The sequence below is a fragment of the Aeromicrobium sp. Root344 genome (assembly GCF_001425755.1).
GTDB lineage: Bacteria > Actinomycetota > Actinomycetes > Propionibacteriales > Nocardioidaceae > Aeromicrobium.
Window position 1 is genome coordinate 810,552 of the sequence record NZ_LMDH01000001.1, and the last position, 16,800, is coordinate 827,351.

General features: G+C 64.8%; 8 protein-coding genes and 1 tRNA gene. 4 read left to right on the top strand and 5 right to left on the bottom strand.

Translation table 11 applies throughout. The features are described from left to right. Window positions 1-35: 35 nt before the first annotated feature. On the top strand, window positions 36-584 hold the full coding sequence (locus ASC61_RS04035) for a 4'-phosphopantetheinyl transferase family protein (RefSeq protein WP_157439365.1): 549 nt from the start codon (window positions 36-38) through the stop codon (window positions 582-584). Here ASC61_RS04035 and ASC61_RS04040 read toward each other — a convergent pair. From ASC61_RS04040 to ASC61_RS04055, 4 genes are all read right to left on the bottom strand, one after another. Beyond that, the gene (locus ASC61_RS04040; protein WP_056215281.1) at window positions 556-1,875 is read right to left on the bottom strand and encodes a M1 family metallopeptidase; all 1,320 of its coding nucleotides are present in this window, start codon (window positions 1,873-1,875) and stop codon (window positions 556-558) included. The two genes, ASC61_RS04035 and ASC61_RS04040, sit on opposite strands and share 29 nt — an antisense overlap. Further along, a complete protein-coding gene (locus ASC61_RS04045) occupies window positions 1,872-5,777 on the bottom strand; it encodes a Pls/PosA family non-ribosomal peptide synthetase (RefSeq protein ID WP_235503478.1) in 3,906 nt (1,301 codons plus the stop codon). Before ASC61_RS04045 ends, ASC61_RS04040 begins: the two co-directional genes overlap by 4 nt. A 1,038-nt stretch (window positions 5,778-6,815) precedes the next feature. Next, window positions 6,816-7,169 (bottom strand): hypothetical protein, encoded by a 354-nt coding sequence (locus tag ASC61_RS19615; protein ID WP_157439366.1) that lies wholly within the window; start codon window positions 7,167-7,169, stop codon window positions 6,816-6,818. A 430-nt stretch (window positions 7,170-7,599) separates the two neighbouring features. Beyond that, complete coding sequence (locus ASC61_RS04055; RefSeq protein ID WP_162243638.1) at window positions 7,600-13,722, bottom strand: DNRLRE domain-containing protein; 6,123 nt, start codon at window positions 13,720-13,722, stop codon at window positions 7,600-7,602. 385 nt (window positions 13,723-14,107) lie between these two features. Here ASC61_RS04055 and ASC61_RS04060 point away from each other — a divergent pair, with 385 nt between their 5' ends. Continuing rightward, window positions 14,108-14,653 (top strand): RNA polymerase sigma factor, encoded by a 546-nt coding sequence (locus ASC61_RS04060; protein WP_056209674.1) that lies wholly within the window; start codon window positions 14,108-14,110, stop codon window positions 14,651-14,653. Then, a complete protein-coding gene (locus tag ASC61_RS19620; protein WP_157439368.1) occupies window positions 14,650-15,657 on the top strand; it encodes a CU044_5270 family protein in 1,008 nt (335 codons plus the stop codon). The genes ASC61_RS04060 and ASC61_RS19620 overlap by 4 nt, the downstream gene beginning before the upstream one ends. A gap of 432 nt (window positions 15,658-16,089) precedes the next feature. Here the strand turns inward: ASC61_RS19620 and ASC61_RS04070 are convergent. After that, a tRNA-Tyr gene (locus ASC61_RS04070) sits at window positions 16,090-16,171 on the bottom strand. Window positions 16,172-16,263: 92 nt separating this feature from the next. Between ASC61_RS04070 and ASC61_RS04075 the strand changes: the two genes are divergently transcribed. Continuing rightward, window positions 16,264-16,755 (top strand): YajQ family cyclic di-GMP-binding protein, encoded by a 492-nt coding sequence (locus tag ASC61_RS04075; protein ID WP_056209682.1) that lies wholly within the window; start codon window positions 16,264-16,266, stop codon window positions 16,753-16,755. The last annotated feature ends 45 nt before the right edge of the window (window positions 16,756-16,800 follow it).

Genomic DNA, 16,800 nt, shown 5'->3' on the forward strand with positions numbered 1-16,800 from the left:
GAACAGCGCTCACGTGGCCGTGATAGACCCGACACGTGAGTCATGGAGTCAGCCGGCGGCTCGTCGTGGCGTGGGTCGCGGCGGCCGCCGCCGACGAGCAGCTCGCGCGACTGGCCGAGACGTTCATCGGCACAACCACCGGTGAGGCCCGCATCGTCCGCGCCTGCCGAGCATGCGGCAGCGACCGGCACGGCAAGCCGTACGTCGTCGGGCTCGAGGGCCCGATCCACGTGAACCTGAGCAAGTCCGGTGGGTTCGCCGTGCTCGCGGTCACCGACGCCGGCCCGGTCGGGGTCGACGTCGAGGCCCGGCAGCCGGGAGGCATCCCCGACGTGGCGACGTGGGTGCGCAAGGAGTCGGTCGTCAAGGCGACGGGTCACGGGCTGACGCTCGACCCTGACCTCGTCGAGGTGACGCCCCCCGGTTCCGCGCCTGCGCTCGTCGCCTGGCCGGACACCGAGCCGCTGGGCTCGCCCGTCTGGATGTACGACCTGGAGTGCCCGGTGGGCTACGTCGCCGCTGCCGCCGTGCTGTCGAACGGTGCCCCCGAGCTGCTCATGACTGGGGCAGCTCCGGAAGGCTGACCTCGCGCAGCCATGCGTCGAACAGGCCACCCACCGACGCCCCGCACACCTCACCGGCCAATGCCACGAAGTCGTCGGTCGACACCGAACCATGCGTATGCCGCTCGGTCCAGGCCTGCAGGATCTCGAAGAACCGGGCATCGCCGACCTCCGTGCGGAGGGCGTGCAGGAGCAACGCGCCCCGCTTGTAGACCCGGTCGTCGAACATCAGGTCAGGGCCGGGATCACCCAGCAGGAAGTCCTGGTCGAGACCGTCAAGGCGGTCCCAGTGCAGACGAGCGTGGTCCGTCGCGGGCTCACGGTCCGACTCCTCGGACCACAACCACTCGGCGTAGCAGGCGAAGCCTTCGTGCAGCCAGATGTCGCGCCAGCTCGTGAGGGTCACGCTGTTGCCGAACCACTGGTGGGCGAGCTCGTGGGCGACGAGACGTTCGCTGTCCCAGTCGTCGGTCGCGAAGTTGGAGCCGAAGACGGCCAGGCCCTGCGCCTCCAGCGGGATGTCGAGCTCGTCCGCGGTGATGACCGCGGTGTAGGCGGCGAACGGATAGGGCCCGAACAGTCGCCCGAACGTCGTCAGCATCTCGTCCTGTCGTGCGAACGGTCCGCCACTGATGGCCTTCCTGCCAGCCGGATAGACCGTCCGCACCGGCACGTCCGCGCCCGTCTCCAGCACGTCGTAGCGGCCGATCTGGACCGTCGCGAGGTAGGTCGCCATCGGCGCCTCCTCGACGTGTCGCCACGTGGTGCCGGCCGACCGGCGCCGCTTGCCTTCCAGGACGCCGTTGGCCACGACTCGGTAGTTGGACGGCGCGGTGACCTCGATGACGTACGTCGCCTTGTTGGCCGGCCGGTCGTTGCAGGGAAACCACGACGGGGCACCGTGCGGTTGCGATGCGACGATCACCCCGTCGGCGAGCTCCTCCCAGCCGGCATCGCCGTCGAGACCGGGCATGGGCTGCGGCGACCCGGCGTACGAGACCACCAGCGTGAACGTGCTTCCGGCGACGACGGTGCTGCGAGGGCGTACGACCAGCCGGTGCTTGCGCTGGGTGTATTTCGCGGCGGGTGTCCCGTCGACGCTGACCTTGGAGGCTCGCAGGCGATAGAGGTCCAGCTCGAGCTCGTCGAGGTCGCTCGACGCGACGGCGGTGATCGTCGCGCGGCCCGACAGCCGGTTGGACTCGACGCTGTAGTCGAGCTGGAGGTCGTAGTGCGTGACGTCGTACGACAGGTCACCGTGGTCCGGGACGTAGCGGTCGTCCTGCACTCCAACGGCAGCGGCGCGCGTCACCGCGGTGCCGCGACATCGGCGTCGGCGTCGGCCCACGGCCCGATCGGGTTGCCGATCCACCGGGTCTTCTTCGGGACCGACTCGCCACGCATCACGAGCGACACCGGACCGATCGAGGCGTGCGCGCCGATCGTCGCCGCCGGGAGGATGACGCTGTGGGGTCCGAGCGTCGATCCTGGCTCGAGCGTGACGGTGTCCATGCTGAGTATCCGATCATGGAACAGGTGCGTCTGCACCACGCAGCCCCGGTTGACGGTGCATCCCGCCCCGAGGGTGATGAGGTCGGCCTCGGGCAACCAGTACGTCTCGCACCACACGCCCCGGCCGACGCGCGCTCCCAGCGACCGCAGCCAGAGGTTGAGGACGGGGGTGCCCGACGCGCTTCGCGCCAGCCATGGGGCGCCGAGCACCTCGACGAACGTGTCGGCCAGCTCATTGCGCCAGACGAAGCTGCTCCACAAGGGATGCTCCGCCGACCGGACCTTGCCGACCAACGACCACTTGGCGCCGGCGGCCACGCACGCTGCCACCGCCCCGGCGGCAATGAGCACCACGCCCGACGCCCCGCCTGCGAGGAGCCAGCTCTCAGCGGCAAGGCGCTCCAGCCCCACGACGACCACCAGCCCGAGCAGACCGTTCACGATCAGCGGGACGACGCGCGCCAGCTCGACCAGCGCCCGCCACGTGCGGACCCGGCGCGGCGGTGCGTGGGTCCGGCTGGCGTCGGGGGTGCCAGAGGATCGGCGGAGCTTCTGCGGCGGGCTGCCCAGCCAGGACGTGCCGGCCTTCGCCTCGGACCGACGCGGCGCGGCCGAGAGCACCGCCACCAGGCCACCCTTGGGGACCTTGCGGCCCGGCGCGGTCATCCCCGAGTTGCCGACGAAGGCCCGGCGACCGATCTTGACCTGCTCGATGCGCAGCCAACCGCCGCCGAGCTCGTACATGCCAAGCATCGTGTCGTCGGCGAGGAACGCCCCGTCGTTGACCGACGTCAGCGACGGGAGCATCAGGACCGTGGACGCTTCGACCCCTTGGCCGATCCTGGCGCCGAGCAGCCGTAGCCACGTCGGCGTGACGGTACTGGAGTAGAGCGGGAACAGCCACGTGCGCGCCTCGTCCATCAGCCGTACGACCGACCAGGCCTGCCAGCCGCGGAAGCTGTGCACCGGGTACGTGCCGCTGGTCAGGCCGATCGACTGCAGTCGTACGGCTGCCAGCACGAGCAGGGCCAGCGCGACGAATCCGGTCAGGACCCCGAGCGGCGCCGCGAGCACCAGCCGACCGAACGCCTCGCCGAGGCTGTCGGCCGACCGGACGAAGGGTGCCACGGTGAGCGCTCCTGCAATGACGGCGAGGACGGGCAACAGGGCAACAGCACCGGCGACCATGGCGTACGCCACGGTCCAGCGACGGCGGCGCGGCGCCCGCGTGCTGGTGAACGGCCCTCGCGCGGGGCCCTTGAGTCGCGCCGGCGCGCCGGACCAGTACTCACCCTCGGGGACGGTGTCGAGCACCGCCGAACCCGGTCCGATCTCGGCGCGAGCGCCGATCTGAGAGCCCGGGCCGAGCAGGCTGCGCACGCCGACGCGGGCATCCGCGCCGATCGTGACCGTGCCGATGTGGAGGGTGTCGCCATCAATCCAGTGGCCGCTCAGATCGACCTCCGGCTCGATCGAGGCGCCGTTGCCGATGCGGATCATCCCGGTGACGGGCGGCAAGGAGTGCAGGTCCACGTCCGATCCGACGCGTGCGCCGAGCAACCGCGCGTAGGTCGTCAGCAGCGCTGCACCTGAGAGCGAGCCGGCGCGCAGCTCGTCGGCGAGGTGCTCGGCGAGCCACAGGCGCAGGTGAACTCCACCGCCGCGGGGGTGGGCGCCCGGCGAGACCCCGCGCAGCAACGCACGCGCACCGAGCGCGGCCAGGAGCATGCGGCCCGGAGGCGCGATCAGGAGCAGCCAGCCCAGCGCGATCCACGCCCACGAGACCTGCGGCAGCCACGTCCAGCCGAGCATCGGAGCGGCGACGTGGTTGCCGGCCGCGAGCCACGTCAACCACCGCAGACCACTCAACGTACGCAGTGGGATCGTCAGGAGGACCTGCGCAGCCTGCGTCGCGGTGCGCACCGGACGTACCGGCGAGTTCTGCCGGGCCCGGTCGCTCGACATGGCGTCCAGCGTCGCGGCCAGGGCGGCGACGGAGGGCTGCTCGTACACGTCGGCGACAGTGACCTCGGGGAACTTCTCCCGGAGCCGACCAACCAGTTGCGCCGCGCTGAGGCTGCCACCCCCGAGGACGAAGAAGTCGTCCGCCGGGCTCGTGACGACCGCCCCGAGCAGGGCGAGCCACAGCGTCTTGAGCCACGCGCTCGTGCCCTCGAAGTGACTCTCTTCCGCCGACGCCTCGATGCCGGGCAAGGGCCACGGGAGCGAGTCGCGATCGATCTTGCCCGAGGTGCGCGTGGGCATCGTGTCGAGGCGGGCCAGCCGGGGCACGAGGGCCTCGGGCATCTGGCCGCGGAGCACCGTCAGCGCAGCCGTCAGGTCGAAGCCGGGCTCGGTCGCCACGTAGCCGACGAGGATGCGGTTGCCGGCCTCGGTCGTCCGGATCGCGGCCGCAGCCGCAGCGACGCCGGGCAGCCCGAGCAGGGCGCTGTCGATCTCGCCGAGCTCGATGCGGCGGCCCCCGATCTTGATCTGCTCGTCCGCGCGACCGACGAAGACCAGGCCTTCGCCGTCGTACGCCACCAGGTCGCCGCTGCGATAGGCGCGATCCCAGCCGAGGCTCGGCATCGGAGCGTACTTCTCGGCATCCTTGGCCGGGTCGAGATAGCGCGCCAGGCCCACGCCACCGATGATCAGCTCGCCCGTCTCACCGGGCCGGACGGGTGCGCCGTTCGCGTCGACGACGGCGAGGTCCCAGCCGGCGAGCGGCAGCCCGATACGTACGGGAACACCGGCTTCCAGTGGCGCAGCGCACGCCACCACCGTGGCCTCGGTCGGCCCGTACGTGTTCCAGAGCTCCCGCCCCGGAGCGGCCAGCCGCTCGCCGATCTCGGGCGGGCACGCTTCACCGCCGACGATCAGCAGCCGTACGTCATCGAGCACGCCGGGCGGCCACAGGGCCACAAGAGTCGGGACCGTCGACACCACCGTGATGCTGTTCGCCACCATCCACGGGCCGAGGTCGCTGCCGCTCTTGACGAGGGATCGCGGCGCCGGCACGAGGCACGCGCCGTGCCGCCACGCGAGCCACATCTCCTCGCACGACGCGTCGAACGCCACCGAGAGCCCTGCCATGACCCGGTCGCCCGGTCCCAAGGGCGCGTCACGGAGGAACAGCGCCGCCTCGGCGTCGACGAATGCCGCAGCCGATCGGTGCGAGACCGCGACGCCCTTGGGCGTACCGGTGGACCCCGACGTGAAGATCACCCAGGCGTCGTCAGCCGGCGACGGCTCCTCGTCGATCGACGTGGCGACGCCGGCTCGTCGTGACGTGATGACCAGCTCGTTGCCGACCACGGCGGCGACATCGGCCTCGTCGAACACGGTGCGCGCCCGCGAGTCGGGGTCGTCGACGTCGACCGGGACATACGCAGCACCGGCGACGAGGATCCCCATGATCGCGACGTACAGGTCAAGGGTGCCGGAGTCGACACGCACGCCGACACGGTCGCCGCGGGACACGCCTCGCTCGCGCAGGGCGGAGGCGAACGCATCCGACGCCTCGCAGAACTCCTCGTACGTCAGGACGTTCGAGCCGTTGTCGAGCGCTGAGGCATCGGGATTCGCAAGAGCCGTCTGGCGCAGGATGTCGACCAAGGTCCGTACCGGCGGCGCCTGCGACGACCTCAGGAGCGGCGAAGCGCCCTCGGACACCAGGGGGCGCAGATCTGATGTCGACACTGAACACACCATGGCGCAACGACGTGAACGCCCGGTGAATCGCAAGCCCCCGAACGTTCGCCTGGCGTTGGTTGTCCGCCATCCGGGCCCGCCGTAGATTCGGTGGTGAGCCGGCAGGTGAACACGCCCCCGCCGGTGCACACAAGGTTCAGGCCCCTTCAACCTCCACGGGTGCCCTGAGCGACTGGGCCCCTCGCCGACCACCCGGCTCGAGGGGCTCCGTCATGTCCGGGGTCAGCGGCCCAGCCTCGCTCAGACGTGGACAACGAAGAGCCCCTCACCTGCGTCTCCGCGGGTGAGGGGCTCTCGATCGTGCTGTGGCAGGTGCAGGGTTCGAACCTGCGTAGGCTGAGCCGTCTGATTTACAGGATGCTGCCATTGGGCCGCTGACCTGCCGTTATGCGTTCGCGTCTTCAATTCGCCCGCGTATTGCCCGCGTATCAGCGGCATAAGTCGACGCCAACCGTTACTCGCCGGCCACCTCGAAGGCGCTCGTGCACCTGATCGCGGACGCCTCCAAATCGCGACGGCAGTCCAAATCGCGCTCAGCCACAGCTTGATTTGGTTCGGGCAACGTACGAACTAGTCCCGACAAGGATGCCCACGTTGACTGGGACCCAAAATCAAGGGCTTATAGCTTGACCGCGTCCAAGCTTTGCGCCATACGCCTGCGACCCAGGCTCGCGAGTCCGTAGCTGCTTTTGAGGAATTCATCGCTGGGACGAAATGCCAAGTACGGCTCCGACTGCGACCGCTGATGCAGCCAAGGCGAAGAGCAACCGAGAGCCACCACTTCTTGATCCAGTACTACGAACGTAAGCAAGAACGAGCAGTCCGAACGCAACAAGGCCGTAGCCAACGGCGCCCCGCCAATCTCGAATCGATACGGCAAACGGCACGACTATTGCTGTCGCGACACCGGCCAAAACGAGCGCCAAGGCCGCGGATTTCGCTGCGTTCGGTGATTCGCTCACTCGTGGTGACCCGTTCGTGCAGCAGACCCGGCGTCATATTCGACTTCATCGCAGCACCACCCATTCACATCCCACTGCTTCCGCCGAGGTAGAAGAGAATAGATCTGTACGAATCGGGGACGTCGTCCAATCGAACTGCTACCAGTTCTGCACTTCCGTCGTCGCGCTTGGTCGCCACCACTTTGATTGTCCTGTTGACGAGCGCTGCTGAACTGAATGCCAGCTTGCCGAGTTCAACCCGACCGGCTTTCGGTGCAAGTCCAGGCACGACGGAACTCTTGAGGAGAGCCTCGACCTCACGCAGTTGGTGGGGGAGCAATGCCTTGGACAGGAGGTTCGTGATCCAAAGCCCAAGAAGTGGACCGTATATTGCGGCCGAAAGCAGGCCGACGATCCCTGGGGTGAGCACCAAGGACATCGTCAAACTGACGGCGATGAAGAGTAAACAGAGAACCCATCTCGCCAATGAAGTTCGCTTGAACGCCCTATCGGCAACAGCTTGGGCTTCACCCCAGCGACGTGAATCCACGACACACGATTTCGTCGAGCCATCGTCTGGCATCTCAATTCCACTCCCATATTCGCATTGCCACAGGCCCCAAGTGGGCCTGCGCCTCACTTGTCATCCTGCGAATCCGCACGGCGAATCTTCTCATCGCGGGAAATCCGCCGGAATGATCCGATAGTTCCGAGGATTCCCATGCTCGCGACGATCAGGAACGAAGCCGCCCGAAACACAATCGGCACATCGGGCAAGGCAACGAGAACCAAGAGCGCAAAACTCAGTATCATTTTCGCAACGGAACGCGATAGCGGCGTCTGACTCTGCCACCACGACCTTATACTCATCAGCCATCTCCTAAATGATTCTCGAACGCGTTGTACCCGAGAGCCTCCGTCACTTCTCCGCCCACGCAAGTCGTGAGGCCGCCCACGACTGCGCCCGGCACAGCGCCGACGCCGTCGAAGAAGACACCAATCGAAGCACCGGTCTCAACTCCGGTCTGGAGTGCCGCAAGGCAACCACCGACAATCACGAGCGCTTTGGCAGGTGCCGACTTTAGGACCTTCGCCGCACCTCCGAGCGTGCCCTTCACGGCGCCCTTGAGGTGGGACAAGACGCCTCCAGACTTGGACGACTTCTTCGCTGCCTTCTTCTTGGTCGACTTCTTCTTGGCGGCCTTCTTGGCAGGGGCCTTCTTGGCCGGAGGACCCGCGTATTTCTTGGCGCCTTTGATGATCCTGCCGGTGTGGGTGTATTTGTAGGCGACTGGGCTGTCGTAGTCACCGCCGCAGCCCCCGCCGCACCATGGTTGTTGGCCACTGGTGTCGTAATCGTTGATTGGGTCTGGCGGGTAGGTGTAGGCGTTGTCGTTGGCGCCTGGGACCGGGTCTCGTGAGAGGAACTGCCCATCGGTTGGGTTGTAGAGCCTCGCGCCCATGAGCACAACACCACCGACGGTGTCGTGTGATCTCTGTTTGCTGCCCAACCATGTGTAGTCCTGGTTGAGTGCAGGCGTCGCGGACTTGGCGTTGCCGTACTCGTCAGATTCTGAATAGTTCTGCAGACCTGCGAAGGCGCCTGTCGTGTTGGGCAGTGTCGCCACGACGTCCCCGTGGAGATTTGTCATCTGGACCTGGGACGAGCCGTCCGACGACTGGGTCAGGCCGAGCCCGCCACCAGGCGTCATGACGTTTCGTGTCCAACTCGACACGAAGCCGGATGACGCATCTGCACGCTGCTGCTGGTCGATCCATGATGGTGAGTCGGACCCGTCGGCATAGTGGTTCGTGGTCTTTCGCAGCTCGACACCATCGGTCTTGGAACTCATCGTTGAGAGGCGATCAAGCGGGTCGAGGCCGTAGGACTTCAGCTGGGTCTGCCCCGTGCTCGCGGGAGACTTCTGACTGATGTCGGCGACCATGTCGTTGGCGAAGTAGTCGACTGTCGCCGGATCGCCCGCGGAGTGATCGGTGTCGCTTGACGGCACGGTGCGGGTTCGGCCGAATGCGTCGTAGGTATATCCCGCGTTGGTGATCCGGTCGTCAGCATCGAAGGTCGAGGTCTTCGTTGTGGGCGAGGCTGCGCTGCAGGCGCCGCCGGAAGCCGGCCCTGACGTCTCCAGCTTCGTCCGATCAGAATCTAGGCTGAAGGTGTACTTGCGTGTCGTGCACTGGCCCCAAATGCTGTCTTGAACCTGGGTGAGCCGTCCTCGGTCGTCATAGGTGTTGCTGTCCCAAGACAGTGGAGATCCTGAGGTGCGAGTCCTACCGTCGATGTCATCGATCTGGAGGAAGGCGAGAATTGATGTGCCGCCCTCAGAGTACGCGAGACTTGTTTCATCTCCAGCGAGGTCGTACGTGCTGTCGGCCGTGATCCCGTTGGGATATTTCAGCTGGGTTTGGTTGCCGCCAGCATCGTAGGCTGCCGTGAATTCGTCTGGCCCCGTACCGAGACCCGCGTCGAGTTTGGTGATGAGTCCTCGACGCTCGGCCTTGCCGGTGGAGTCGGTGCCGTCCCACGTGTACGTGTACGTGCCTTTCCCGTCGTTCATGGTCTTGACTCGGCCAGCGGTGTCGTACGTCGTGGAGGCCGTGTTACCTGCACCGTCTGCCTGCGTTGTCGGCCGACCCCATGTGTCGTACGTGGCTGCCGCCGTTGCCGCACCCGTCGATTCAGACAGCATCTGCCCGCTCGTCTTTGAGTACGTGTATGTGTCGTCTGGAATCGACTTGTCGCCCGCTGGCCCTCCGGTCACCGTGGTGCTGTCCTCGACGTCCCGGCCGGCTGGGTCATAGGTCGAGATTGTGGAGCGCGTCATGGATCCAGACGTCTCGTCCACGCGAGTCGGGTTGAGTAGGTAGTCAAAACCAGTGGTCGTGGACGTTGGCGCCGCACCGCTGCTTCCGGCTGGCCCGTCCGTGCAGATCTCACCCGCCCATTCGGGCTTGTTCCGACACGTGGCGACGCTGCTAGATGCGTCGGCCGTGTAGTAGCTGGTGACGGTCGACTTGTCGTCAGTTCCGGCTCCGTCAACGGTCGAGACTCCTTGCGGGGTCCGCGTTTCGATCACTCGGCCTTGTGTGTCGTACCGAACCATCTGAGTCGACCACCCGGATCCGAGACTAGTCGAGATTCGGGTCGGGACCTGAAGCGTCCATCCGTCGCCATCTGTGGGTACAACCTTGTCGTACCGGTATCGGATGTTGTGGGGGTCATGCTCTGCGCCAGACACTCCACCGCCGCCGGTGTTGTCGGTGACGGCTGAGTGGATCTCAACCAGAACACTCGGACTCGGATCGTCTGGGTCAGTGCCGGTCCCCGGTCGACCGGGGACCGGCACTCCATAGGTCGCGGCTTGGTCGTCATAGATGAATTGAGTCATCTGCCGGCCGTACAGCAGCGATCCGTCTTCGAGTTCGACCTCTCTGTTCGGTTCCCATATCCGGTCGACCCGACTTCCGTCGCTGCTGTAGTCGGTTCGAGTACCGAGCATCCAGGCAATGGTTTGAGGACTCCAGCCATAACTGAGGCCAGCGTCACGGTTGGCGGCGTCTAGCGTCCAGTCGACGTTGCCGTCGTCGTTGTATCCCATCGAATCGATGAGCCACTTGCCCGCACCATACGACGCGGAGTTGGTCGTGCGGCCGTCAGCGGTGAAGTAGGTGATGTCGGCATAGGTCATGTCGGTTGTGTTCGGTGCGTCTGGTCCGAATACAGCAGTCCCCTTGTAGGGCGGAACCGGCTGTCCCCAAGTTCCAACGGCAGCCGCACTAACATCGGGAAGACCAGTTCCAGATGTCGGCTCCCCGTACACGACACTCCATGTGGCATCGCTTCCACCAACAGCAGAATCCTGTGCACGGGTCACGCTGACCAAGCTCGCGTCGCTGGCAAGGTGGAAGTTCCACGGCTTCTGAGCCGGCGGTGTCATCGATTGCAGGTAGGTGCTCCCGTTGAGAGTTTGATAGCCGTAGTCCGTCTCAACATGATTGCCAGAATCGTCCAAGCGTGGATCCCATTCAGATGTCAGTGAACCGTTGGAGTCGTAGCCATACCTCTGCACCGGGACGGAGACCATCCCTGCACCAGTGCCGGGGAGGCCATCTGCTCCGGGTTTCGGGTTCCAGGCCTTGAGGTCAACCTCCGAAAGGCGTTGGTGACCAGCGATCGTGGCATACGTCATCAGCAGAGCACGGCAGCCCTTGTCCTGAGTTGTCGCGCTGCAGTTGACCCCGGGTATTCCGGCGTATATGCCATCAACGTACGCGTCGGAACCGTAGTCGAAGGTGGTGGCGGGGAGAGTTGGCGAACTGACAACGCTCTTGACTCGCCACACGTTTGGCGCCAAGAAGTCCCACGTCGTCACGACCCCTGAGTCTTCGGTCAGGACAAGCGTCTTGGGAGTTGTCGGCTTGATCTCCAGTCGTTGATTGTAGTTCGCAGCGTCGCCTTGCCCCTTGTAGATGTCGGCCTTTTGCGCTGTGTGGCCACCGGTCTTTGCCACATACGTTGCAGTGGTGCCATCAGGGTCGACGAGCGAGATCGTGCCGTTGACTCCAGTCTTGTCGACCACTTGGGACGCAGCGGACCCGTTGCTCGGGCCCTGAAAACCAGCAGCCCAACCGCCACCGAAGACGTCCGCTGACGCCGTCACCGCCGATCCTAGGGACTGATAGCTGCGCGTGATGCTCAATGTGTCGTCGTACCCGGGGATACTGACGTCATCTTGGGTGAGTTGGTACTCCCCAGTCTTCAACGACACCTCTAGCGGTCCCACCGTGCTGGTGGGGAAGGATCCGCCGAACGCGTGCTGAACCAGGCCGACCTGCGTCGTCGCAGTGCATCGTTGCGTCGGGGCTGTTGTGTAGTTGAAGCAGACTTGGACCTGGATCAGGGAAGGTGCATTCATGCCGGGCTCGGCGGCAGCATTCCAATTCAGGTCTCCTGTGGTTGACATCGCTCCCGAAGAAGTGGTTAGACCACCCCAAGTCACGATTCCTTGCTTCACCTGAGTGGCGTTGGTCCAAGCTGTCGTGCCAGTAGGGCGCCATTGGACCAACGCACTGTATGCCCCAGCCTTCGCGGTAGCGTTGAGCACAAAGTCACCTGTAGACCGGTCCTGGCTTCCGGGGCTCGTCAGAGCACCGTTGCCAGTACCTATGCTGAACGACGCAGTCGACGTGTTTCCAGCGCCGTCCTTTGCAGTCACCGCGACGTCGAAGACGCCGTTCGCTGGCACGGAGAAGGATTTCGACGTCGTGCCGGTCGAGAGATCGGGAAGAGTAACGGCCGCCCCGTTGAACGTCGCGTCGAGGCTATCGGTGTCACTGGAGGCGGTGACTGTGCAGGTCGATGTCGATGCTGGCGCAGTGTCATACCAGGTGCCGTCACTTAGACTCGTGCAGCTGATAGTCGGGGCGGTCGGTGCCGTGGTGTCGACCTTGACGGTGATCGGGTCTGACCAGTCGGAGCTCAAGGTGCTGTCGGATGTTTGCCATTGGGCCGTGTATGTCCCGTCGGCCAGGGCCGGTGGCGTGCGATAGACGGCGGAGCCTGAGTTGACGTTGCCGAGGTCCTTGCTCTCAACGACGGTTGATCCCTGGAGAAGCTTGAACTTCACGTCGACCTGTCCCCCGTCCGGGTCGGCCACGTCCGCGGTGAACTTCGGTGACGCTGCTGAGGTGACGAGCGTGCTCCCGTCAGTGATGGCGGGGCTGACGGCAGAGTTCGATGGCGTCGTCGGGTACGAATTGTAGTTGACGGTAAGTTTGGGTGATTTCGAGAATGTCCCGTTGTCGCCGGAGCGGAATTTGCGCCACCCCGTCGCCGCGGTTTCGTCGTTGGCCGCGATCCTGACGCCGAGGTTCGTCGCCCCGCCAGCCCAGTCTTTGACCATTTGTGTGGCGTCGAACGAGACGGTGCCCTCGGTGGAACATCCTGTGGCGCCGAAGGACTGGGAGGACTGGCTGGCGCCGGTTGCGGTAACCGCTGGCTGGGTGGCCCATGTGACTGTTCCTGTGTACCAGCCACCGGTGATTCGAGACATCGTCAGCGGCGACCCGGCACAGGCGCCCGTCTCGAAGTTCGACAGGTCAACTTGCGCCGAGTTCACAGCGAACTTCGGCATCTTGGACATGTTCGACGTGTCGAAGTACAGGTATGAGCGAGCCACAGTCGCGCCGGAGTCATTCGATCCGGTATGCAGTTCGGGGGAAACGATCTGACTGGTGGTGTCGCCGGCGCTTTGCACCCAGGTGTCTGAGGTGACGCTCACGACGAACGTCGGGTCGATCGTGACCGGGTACTGGGTGCTTGGGTCGGTCAGGTAGGACATGTCGGGTTTCAGCACCAAAGTTGTGTCGGCGCCCGTGCCCTCGATGGTGGTGTCGACCTTCTTGACCTGACCGTTGCCGTCCTTGTTCGCATCAGACCCGTCCCACATCAGTGGGCTGGGGGCCGAGGCGACCTTGTCTTTGCCGTCGGAGATCTGGATTCCGCCATCGTCTGTGACGGCTGCCTTCGCGCCGTCCAGGCCGAGCGGGAAGGTGAACTGCAGCGGGTCGTCGCTCGCTTTGGGGGCCTTGCCCAGAATGACGGAGTAGCTGAATCCGTTGGGGCGGGACTGGACTTGCAGATCACCGTTGTCAGCTGCGTCCGGGTAGGTCAGGGTGCTGCCGTCGACGGTCGGGGCTGGCAACTTGTCGGGCCAGCCGACCTTGAGGTCATCGCCTTGGTCTGTCTTCACCGTTGCGATGGTGCTGTCGCCACCGTCTGAGAAGGACAGATCGAGTGCCGACGCCGCAGGGGCGTAGCTGCCGTCCTGCTTCGAGAGGTCCGAGTCCAGTGGGACCCACTTTCCGTCGTCATCCTGAGTTCGGATCGGTCCGGAGTAGGACTCGACCGACCATGACCCGTCCGGTTCGGCGAAGGTCGAGGAATCGGGGGTTCGCGCCGAGAGATCCTCCACGCGCGACTTCTGCGCCTGCGCCGTGGACATCGCGGAAACCGGATCGGGTCGTGAATCCACCGGTTTGGTCTCCGAGGTCGCCGACGCGAGGGTGGTCGCAGCTTGAGCGGGACTACTCAGGCCCGCGAAGACAAGGGCGGCCGAGACACCCATCGTCAGCAGCAGTGCGCCGGCCCTTGAGACGTTGACGCCACGACTGGTTACAGGCAACCGGACAATCCCCACGACATATTCCCTTCGGCTGTATCAAACCGTCGGGCGAAGTCATCCGACACCTACCTATTCCGCGGTCTGCGGGAAATTCACATCACCATGCAACTATTTTTATCCAATTCACGAGATCGTCCCGGTTCTCTCAGACCGCCCGGCAGTACTGTTCCCGTTTGTGAACAAGAGCGAGTTCGAGGGGCTGTACACGCAGATGAGCGTCCTCGTGTTCGGCATCGCGGCCCGCCGGCTGTCACCCGAGCAGGCCAAAGACGTGGTCGCTGACACCTTCACCGTCGTCTGGAAGCGACGCGATTCATGCCCGGATGACGCCGCAGAATGGCCCGCGTGGACGGTAGGGATAGCGAAGAACAAGATTCGCAAAGAGGTCGATCGTGTCCGCCGAAAGCATCACGACAACAGGTTCGTCTCCGAAATGCCGGGCAAATCGATGCGCGCCCTGGTCCCCGATGTCGCTGATCGGGTCGCCGAGGCAGCGCTCGGCCGCTGGATATGGAATCAATTACGAGCCGAGGACCGGCAACTAGCCAACTACGCCTTCGTACAAGGAATGAGTCACGTCGACGCAGCCGGCGCATTGGGCATCTCCATCACCAACTACACAACCCGCGTCAGCCGGCTGCGGCAACGCATCGCGCTCCTGATGAGCCACGGAGAGTCCTCATCCTCCGAGCTCGAGACGAGCGGAGGTGCGCCATCATGAAGCCACAAGACGACTCACTCGCGGAAATCAGGCGCGCCTACGCCGACGCCTTGGCGACACCTGAAGACTTCGGAATGACGCTCGAACCGGCGGCCACATTCAGTGCGCGCATGATCGCCAACGAATCGCGCGCCCGCACCCGCAAACGCCGGATCGCCGCGGTGGCGGCGAGCGGTGTCGCCGCGGCAAGTGTCCTCACCTTCGGAGCACTGCAGCCGTGGCGCACCGCCTCCGCCGAAGCCTCCGTACCCCAACCGCTCAGTTTCGAGCATGGACTCGATTCCAATCGGAGCGCGACAGAAGCTCTGCAGTCACTGTCTCTTGCCGCTGCGGGCGGCGAGAATGCTCCGTCGGGTTCGGAGCAGCACGTCGTCATGGCCAGGTGGCCGGCACGCCCGGGCGCTGATGCTGACGCGACGGATGAAGAGCCGATTTCCGACCTCTATGAGAGGGTCACTCGTCAGGACGGCTCGGTCTCAGTACATCGAGTCGGGTCGATTTCGCTCGACCAGAAACATGAGGATGATCTCGCCCTCGCCAGCACTGATTTGCCGAAGCCAACTGGGGGTGAGCCAGCCGTAAAGGGCGCAGTCGATCCAGACTTTGCGCGCAATCTCCCGTCAGATCCGGACAAAATGCGAGCAGCGCTTCTGGCGGAATCTTCGTGTCCCGACTCCGAACCGACAACCGCGGATACTCGCTGCATCTTGGAGGTGCTCACTGCGATGCATTCAAACTACGTCGTCCCAGCCGCGGCGGCGGCCACCGAATGGGCGATGCTGGCCAAAGAGAAGGGCACCACGTACCTGGGCCGAGTTCGAGAACGAGCCGGCCGAGACGCAGTCGCGATCTCGGTGCACACAGGTCCAGCGCAGGGCGACCGCGTAGTCCTCATCGCGGACCCCGACGACGGTCGCTTGCTTGGCATCGAGGAACTCAACCAGGACTCCGACAGCATCGCAGTCCAGAAGGTCTCAATCTTCCTCCGGTCGAGCATGGGTTGAAGCCGACAAATTTTCCCGCAACATCCCGCAGCTTCCCCGGGGCTGTCCGGGAGTCTCTGGCTCTGGCCGAGTTGCGACAGGTCTCTCTCGAGCGAGACCAAACGAACCGTCATCGGGATATGGCTGCGTATTCCACATCAAAGCTCACGCCGATGGAAGGGCGAGCACCCGGCAGGGCCGCTGATCGAATACTCCGGCGCTCGACTGTCTCGACGGCATGCATGCAGGTAGACGCGGTCGCTGCATCGCGGCCCAGAAATTTCCCCGCGTATTCCCCGCGCGCGCCGATTTCGGTCAGCCTCGAGTTGCGTTTCCGCAGGCCAGGGTGTTCCGGAGCTCCCAGAGGGCGTTCCACGATCAGACGCCATAGAACCGGGCAACGAAGAGCCCGTGACCGGCGTTTCCGCTGGTCACGGGCTACTTTTCGTGCTGTGGCAGGTGCAGGGTTCGAACCTGCGTAGGCTGAGCCGTCTGATTTACAGTCAGATCCCTTTGGCCACTCGGGCAACCTGCCGGGGGTGTTGCCGGGGCAACGACAAGCAAGACTATCGCAGCCGATTAGGGTGAGAGAAATCAGATCCCCGCGGCGCACCACCAGGAGCACTCATGGCCGACTCTTCCTTCGACATCGTCAACAAGATCGACCGCCAGGAGGTCGACAACGCGCTGAACCAGACGGTCAAGGAGATCAACCAGCGCTATGACTTCAAGAACACGGGCGCCTCGATCGACTGGAGTGGCGAGTTCGGCATCGAGGTCAAGGCCAACGCCGACGAGCGAGCCCTCGCAGTCCTGGACGTGTTCAAGGACAAGCTGATCAAGCGCGGCATCTCGCTCAAGACCCTCGAGGAGGGTGAGCCCCGCCAGTCCGGCAAGGAAGTGCGGATCTCCTCGACGATCACCGAGGGCATCAGCCAGGACCAGGCCAAGAAGGTCTCCAAGCTCATCCGCGACGAGGGACCCAAGGGCGTCAAGGTCCAGATCCAGGGCGACGAGCTCCGGGTCAGCAGCAAGAAGCGGGACGACCTGCAGGAGGTCATCGCGCTGGTCAAGGGCGCCGACCTCGACTTCGCGGTGCAGTTCGTCAACTACCGCTAGGCGAACCGCTGAGACTGACGTTTCTGCTGGGTCGACACGGCGATT

Excerpts from the sequence above, each read along its gene's own strand:
- ASC61_RS19615 (WP_157439366.1), bottom strand. The coding sequence starts at position 7,169 with ATGTCCTTGGTGCTCACCCCAGGGATCGTCGGCCTGCTTTCGGCCGCA.
- ASC61_RS19620 (WP_157439368.1), top strand. The coding sequence starts at position 14,650 with ATGAAGCCACAAGACGACTCACTCGCGGAAATCAGGCGCGCCTACGCC.
- ASC61_RS04075 (WP_056209682.1), top strand. The coding sequence starts at position 16,264 with ATGGCCGACTCTTCCTTCGACATCGTCAACAAGATCGACCGCCAGGAG.